We start from the raw sequence: 5,963 nt of genomic DNA on the forward strand, positions 1-5,963 counted from the left end.
CTGTGGCTGGGCGCGGCCGGCACGGTCGGCGGCGGCGCGGCCGGCGTGGTCGGCGGCCTGCTGTACGGCGTGGTCGGCGCGTCGCAATCGACGTCGGGCCCCGGCGCGGTGTCGGTGGCCCTGGTGCTGGTCTGCCTGACCGCGGTGGTGGCGGTGCTCGGCGGGGCCGGCGTCGGCTTCGGCATAGCGGCGGCCAGCATGGCGCCCGGCCGGCTGTCACCCTGGAGCGTGCTGGGCGGCGCTATCGGCGGCCTGCTGGTCGGCGCGGTGGTGAAGCTCCTGGGCCTGGACGCCTTCAACCTGCTGTTCGGCCATGCGCCCGGCGACATCACCGGCGCGCCGGAAGGCGCCCTGCTGGGCGCGGCGGTCGGGCTGGGGGCCTGGCTGAGCGACAAGATCGCCGAGGCGCGCTCGGTCCGTCGCGGGGTGGCGGTCGCGGGCCTTTGCGGCGCGCTGGCAGGCCTGCTGATCCCGATGCTGGGCGGGCGGATGATGGGCGGCAGCCTGCAGCTGGTGGCCCAGGGCTTCCCGGACTCGCGCCTGCGGCTGGATCCGTTCGGCGCGCTGGTCGGCGAGAGCGGCTTCGGCCCGGTCAGCCAGGCGCTCACCGGCGCCCTGGAGGGCCTGCTGTTCGGGGCGTGCCTGGTGGGGGCGATGGTGCTGGTCAGGCGCCTACTGACCCCCTCTCCCCTTGCTGCGAGCGGAACGTAGCCACGGAATTCCCTTCTCCCCTTGCGGGAGAAGGTGGCGCGCGGAGCGCGTCGGATGAGGGGTGACGGCGCGGCGCCGGAACCGTCTGGCGCGAGGACGCTCCTCATACTGACGCCTCGGCGCAGGCACCCCTCATCCGGCCGGCTCCGCCGGCCACCTTCTCCCGCAAGGGGAGAAGGGCGATGCGCCGCCTTCACGCCCCTCCCGCGCCGTGGCACGGTCCGCCGGCAAATCGGGGGGACCGATGAACCGACTCAACCTCACCGCCGCGCTCGCCGCGGCCTCCGTCCTGGCGATCGCCGGCGCGGCCCACGCGGCCGACCCGCAGCCCTCGGCCAAGGACTACGCCGCCGTCGCGCGGGTGCTGAAGCGCACGCCGCTGGTCGACGGGCACAACGACCTGGCCTGGGAGATCCGCGACAACTTCGGCTCCGATCCCGCCCGCGCGACGCTGAGCGCCGACGCCGCGACCCGCACCCCGCCCCTGCACACCGACATCCCGCGCCTGAGGAAGGGCGGCCTGGGCGGCCAGTTCTGGTCGGTCTGGGTGCCGGTCGAGCTGAAGGGCGCCGACGCGGTGCAGGCGACGCTGGAGCAGATCCAGCTGGTCCGCGACCTGGCCGGCGCGCACCCGGACGTGTTCGAGCTGGCCACCACCGCCGACGACGTCGAGCGCATCCACCGCCAGGGCCGCATCGCCTCGCTGATCGGGGTCGAGGGCGGCCATTCGATCGACAACTCGCTGGCCGTGCTGCGCGCCTTCTACGGGCTGGGCGCGCGCTACATGACCCTGACCCACACGTCCAACACCGCCTGGGCCGACAGCGGCACCGACACGCCCGCCCACGGCGGCCTCTCGCCCTTCGGCGAGGAGGTGGTGCGCGAGATGAACCGGCTGGGCATGATCGTCGACCTCAGCCACGTGTCCGACGACACGGTGCGCGACGCGCTGCGGGTCACCAAGGCGCCGGTGATCTTCTCGCACTCCGCCTCGCGCGCGCTGGCCGACGCGCCGCGCAACGTGCCCGACGAGTTGCTGAAGGCCGCCGGCGAGAACGGCGGGGTGGTGATGGTCACCTTCGTGCCGGGCTTCGTCTCGCCCGAACTGGCCGCGCGCGCCAAGGAGATCGCCGCCGCCAGGAAGGCCTTCGCCGAGCGCTACGCCGACACCCCCGGCGCCGCCGACCGCGCCTTCGAAGAATGGGACAAGGCCCGCCCGCCGGCCCCGGTCGCGACGCTGGCCATGGTCGCCGACCACATCGAGCACGTGCGCGACGTGGCCGGGATCGACCACGTGGGCCTCGGCGGCGACTTCGACGGCGTCACAACCCTGCCCGAGGGCCTGTCGGGCGTCGACGCCTACCCCGGCCTGCTGGCCGAGCTCAGCCGCCGCGGCTGGACCGAAGCCGACCTGCGCAAGCTGACCGGCGAAAACGTCCTGCGCGTCATGCGCCGGGTCGAGGCCGTGTCGGCGGAGATGAAGGCCCAGGCGCCCTCGCACGTGAAGCTCGAGGCGGCGGCCGGCAAGTGAAGCTCGGAGAGACGCTTCGGAGCCTGGCTGCGCTGCTCGGCTGCGCGGCGGTCATCGTCGTCTTCGTCGACATGGCCGACAGGCTTCACTGGGAAGGCTGGTCCATCCGACTGCCCGCCTATGCGATCCTGCTGGGCTGCTTCACGCCGACGAAGAACCGGCTGATCACCGGACTTCAGGTCATAACCGTCGCCGCGCTGACGCCGGCCGCGGTCATCGCCCTGTCGCCGGCGCTGGAAGCGATGCTGCCGTCCGGCGTGCAGCTGGGCCTCGAGATCGCCGCCCTCGTCGCCCTGGGCGCCCTGTGCGTGGCCCAGCTCTGGAACGCCTGGTGGTCGTGGCGTCGCTATCGCGCGCGGATGAAGGCCCAGTACCCCTCGCCGGTGCAGCGCGCCGCGGGCGGGTTCTAAGCCAAGCCGCCCACGCAACCAGAGATTGACGGCCCGCCCCGGCGCGGGCCAGATCGACCGACGTTCGTTTTTGTTTGGGCGCATTCGGTCGGGGGACCACATGATCCGCAAACTCGCTTCGGCCGCGCTGGCGGCCGGTCTGCTGGCCGCCGCGCCGAGCGCCCGGGCCGGCGACGACGAGGCGCTGACGCACGCCAGCGAACGCGGCCGGTTGCTCTACGCCTACGACCAGGCCGCCTGGGTCAGCTCCGACGAGATGCTGCGCGTCATTGCGAAACCGGACAAGGCGGGCGTGCGCGGCTATGTGGTCGAGCCGCTGGCCGACGGGACGCTGCGGGCGATCTACTACGGCTTCGACGGCGCCACGCCGAAGGCGGTGTTCACGGCCGACGTGCGCGGCTCCAAGGTCGTGGCCCGTCACAGGTTCGCCGCCGGCGAGGACGCCGCGCTCAGCCCGACGGCGGTCGCCCTGATCCGGGCGCGCGACGCCGCCACCGCCGAGGCTGAACGCAAGCGGCTGGGCGCCTGCGCCAAGGCCGCGTTCAACACCGTCGCCCTGCCGGCCCAGCGCGCGGACGCGCCCGTCCCGGTCTACCTGCTGACGCCCCAGGTCGCGCAGAACCAGTTCCCGTTCGGCGGCCACTACGAGATCGACGTCGCCGCCGACGGCGCGATCGCCGCCCAGCGCGGCTTCACCAAGAGCTGCCTGACCATGTCGCCGGGCGGCGGATCGGGCGGCGCCCCGGCGGGCGTGATGGTGAGCCATCTGCTGGACGCGACCCCGACCGAGATTCACGTCTTCCAGTCGCTGTCGATGCGCCTGCCGGTCTATGTCGTGACGGGCGAGGACAAGCTCTGGCTCGTGGACGGCGACAAGATCACCGCTGTGGACCCGAAGTCGGGCGGCTGAGGCCTACTCGTCGGAGGCCGTGTAACGCAGCACGCCGGCCACGCGGGAGCGGCCGGTGTCGGTCGGGTGCGCGACGCCGTCCATCACCACGACCTCGGCGAAGTCGAACGGGCTGACGCCGTCCAGGCAGGCGACGTTGACGCCGTACTGGTTCGGGTTCGAGCGGCGCTGGTGGTGGGTGTAGACCCCGCACACCGAGCAGAACCAGTGCTGCGCCGCGCCGGTGTTGAAGCGGTAGCTGGTCAGCGCCTCGGCCCCGGCGGTGACGGTCACGCCGCCCAGCTCCGCCGACACCGCCACCGCCCCGCGCATCCGGCAGAGCGAACAGGTGCACCGCCGCGCCGTGCGCAGTCCGTCGCTCAGTCGCGCGGTGAAGCGAACGGTCCCGCAGTGGCAGGCGCCCTCGATCGTGTCGACGTCCTCGCGCATGCGCTCGCTCCTGGTCAGACGGGCTCACATAGCAGAGCGCTCACCCCTTGCGTCACCCTCGGGCTTGTCACGAGGGTGAGATGCGCATCCGCCCAGGATGCGGACCGCGCCTTAATCCCATGGTGGAATTGGAGCGCTCGGGGCCATGGAGTTCAGGCGGGGGTGAGCGCGTCCCGCAAGGCAGCGTAGATCGCGCCGGCCGCCTCGGCGACCGGAAGACCTGAGACCTGCCCATCCCCCACTTCCAGCAGCCACCAACGGCCGTCCGCATCGCGGCCGAAGTCCGCCGCAGCAAAGGGACTCGGGACGCTAGCGGCCACTTCGTCGAGCAAGGCGCTCGGCGGCGCGCCCAAATCGGCCGCTTCGCGCGAACGCGGCCAGCTGCCGACCGCTGCGCCTTTGACGACGAAAGCGCGGTACTCGAACGCCGGCGAACCGACGGGTTCTAGGGGAATGTAAGCTTTGAAGACCAGGCCGCCGACGAGACTGTCGCCCTGCAGCTCCCGAAAGCGGCGGATCACGCGCCTCGCCTCGTCCGCCTTGGATGCGTCAGGAATGAAGCAGGCTTCGTTCCAGTACCCCGCTTGGGACTTCACCCAGTCCTTCAGGACAACCGGCGCCGCCCCGAATGCGGCCAAGGTTTGATCGAGCGCGGCCGGGTCATCCATTTGCGACACCGGGAGCCAAGTGGTCGCCGGCATCCATCGCTTCAGGACGGCGTACGAACCGGGCGCGTGGTGACAGGTGGCGTACTCGGCCGGCGAAGTGACGAGATCGATGCCGCGTCGGGCGAGAGCGTCGAACAACGCCGCGTATGCCACATCCCGCAGCATCCAGCCCCGATAGACGGCAGATCCCGCGCCGTCGAAGCGCGCAGATCGAAGCGCCGCCCCAGGATCGGTTCGATGATCGAGTTCGTCGTGATCAAGAACCACGACAGTGTACCCGGCGGCCCGAGCGGCTTCTGCCTCCTGGGCGAAGGCAGGGTCAACCGACCGAGGATTGATCGGATCGGCGCAGAAGATGACGAACGGTGCCAGCATGGCGTTTGTGTGAACGAGATCGAGCGTCTCTTCAACGAAGGGAGGCAGCGCCCCCCCCTTACGCCGCCGCCTCCAGCAGCCGCTCCATCGCCGCGTAGAGGTCGCTCGCCGCCACCGGCTTGGCCAGGTGGGCGTCGGCGCCGGCGGCGCGGCCGGCTTCCTGGTGTTCGGGAAGGGCGTGGGCGCTGAGGATCAGGATCGGGGTGCGCACGCGCCCTTCCTCGGCCTCCAGCTGGCGGATGGCGGCGACCGCGGTCAGGCCGTCCATCACCGGCATGCGCAGGTCCATCAGCACCAGGTCGAAGCCGCCGCCGCCGAAGGCCGCCAGGGCCTGGGCCCCGTCCTCGACGGAGACGACCTCGACGCCCATGGCGCCCAGCATGGCCTCGACCAGGCGGCGGTTGGTGGGATGGTCGTCGGCGGCCAGCACCCGCAGCGGCGGGCCGGCCTCGGCCGGCGTCTCGTCGCTAACGTCGTCGCCCGCGCGCGCGTCGAAGCGCGCGTTCCACGCCTGGCCCATGATCAGCCCCCACAACGCGCCCCCGCGCGTACACACACTCAATGGCCAAGCTTGAGGGATCGCGGCTAACCGGGCCTTAAAATCAGCGTTTTTTCAGCGCTCCAGCGCCCACCACCAGTCGCCCTGGAAATCGCGGTCGACGCTCTCCTGGCTCTCGAAGCGGAACCACATGCGGGCGACCTCGTTGGGCGGGCAGCCGGCGTCCAGCAGGGCCGCGCGCACGTCGGCGCACAGGCGCGGATCGGCGGCCAGGCGGTCGCGCTCGGCGTCGGTGGAGGCGTGGAACCACCAGCCGGGCGGCCGCGGCGTGACCCCTTCGCCGCCGTCGGAGCCGGACACCCAGGCCTCGGGCACCCGCTCGCGGGCCAGGCGGCGCACCCGGCCCTGGGCCGCGCGCATGGCGGTGGCC

General features: G+C 72.2%; 8 protein-coding genes. 4 read left to right on the forward strand and 4 right to left on the reverse strand.

All coding sequences use genetic code 11. The annotated features are described in order from the left end of the window. The 4 genes from G3573_RS19290 to G3573_RS19305 all read left to right on the forward strand — a co-directional run. Positions 1-711 (forward strand): hypothetical protein (locus G3573_RS19290; RefSeq protein WP_205598373.1); only part of this gene is annotated, 711 nt, incomplete at its 5' end. Between the two features lie 244 nt (positions 712-955). Further along, positions 956-2,242, forward strand: coding sequence for a dipeptidase (locus G3573_RS19295; RefSeq protein ID WP_163263307.1), 1,287 nt, complete (start codon positions 956-958; stop codon positions 2,240-2,242). Next, entirely contained in the window at positions 2,239-2,652 is a 414-nt protein-coding gene (locus G3573_RS19300; RefSeq protein ID WP_163263308.1) for a hypothetical protein, read from the forward strand. The genes G3573_RS19295 and G3573_RS19300 overlap by 4 nt, the downstream gene beginning before the upstream one ends. A gap of 100 nt (positions 2,653-2,752) precedes the next feature. Next, positions 2,753-3,562: a hypothetical protein gene (locus tag G3573_RS19305; protein WP_163263309.1), complete on the forward strand. Its 810-nt coding sequence runs from the start codon at positions 2,753-2,755 to the stop codon at positions 3,560-3,562. Positions 3,563-3,565: 3 nt separating this feature from the next. Here G3573_RS19305 and G3573_RS19310 read toward each other — a convergent pair whose 3' ends face one another. The 4 genes from G3573_RS19310 to G3573_RS19325 all read right to left on the reverse strand — a co-directional run. Then, positions 3,566-3,991 carry a GFA family protein gene (locus G3573_RS19310; RefSeq protein ID WP_163263310.1) on the reverse strand — a complete coding sequence of 142 codons (426 nt, stop codon included), beginning with the start codon at positions 3,989-3,991 and terminating at the stop codon, positions 3,566-3,568. Positions 3,992-4,143: 152 nt separating this feature from the next. After that, positions 4,144-5,034 (reverse strand): ATP-grasp domain-containing protein, encoded by an 891-nt coding sequence (locus tag G3573_RS19315; protein WP_163263311.1) that lies wholly within the window; start codon positions 5,032-5,034, stop codon positions 4,144-4,146. A gap of 58 nt (positions 5,035-5,092) precedes the next feature. Then, positions 5,093-5,554, reverse strand: a complete 462-nt coding sequence (locus G3573_RS19320) for a response regulator (protein ID WP_163263312.1) — start codon at positions 5,552-5,554, stop codon at positions 5,093-5,095. 93 nt (positions 5,555-5,647) lie between these two features. Then, positions 5,648-5,963, reverse strand: a 316-nt coding sequence (locus G3573_RS19325; protein WP_163263313.1) for a hypothetical protein, incomplete at its 5' end; no start/stop codon positions are given.

Origin of the sequence: Caulobacter sp. 17J65-9, from assembly GCF_010975005.1 — a bacterium.
In the GTDB taxonomy this organism is placed as follows: domain Bacteria; phylum Pseudomonadota; class Alphaproteobacteria; order Caulobacterales; family Caulobacteraceae; genus 17J80-11.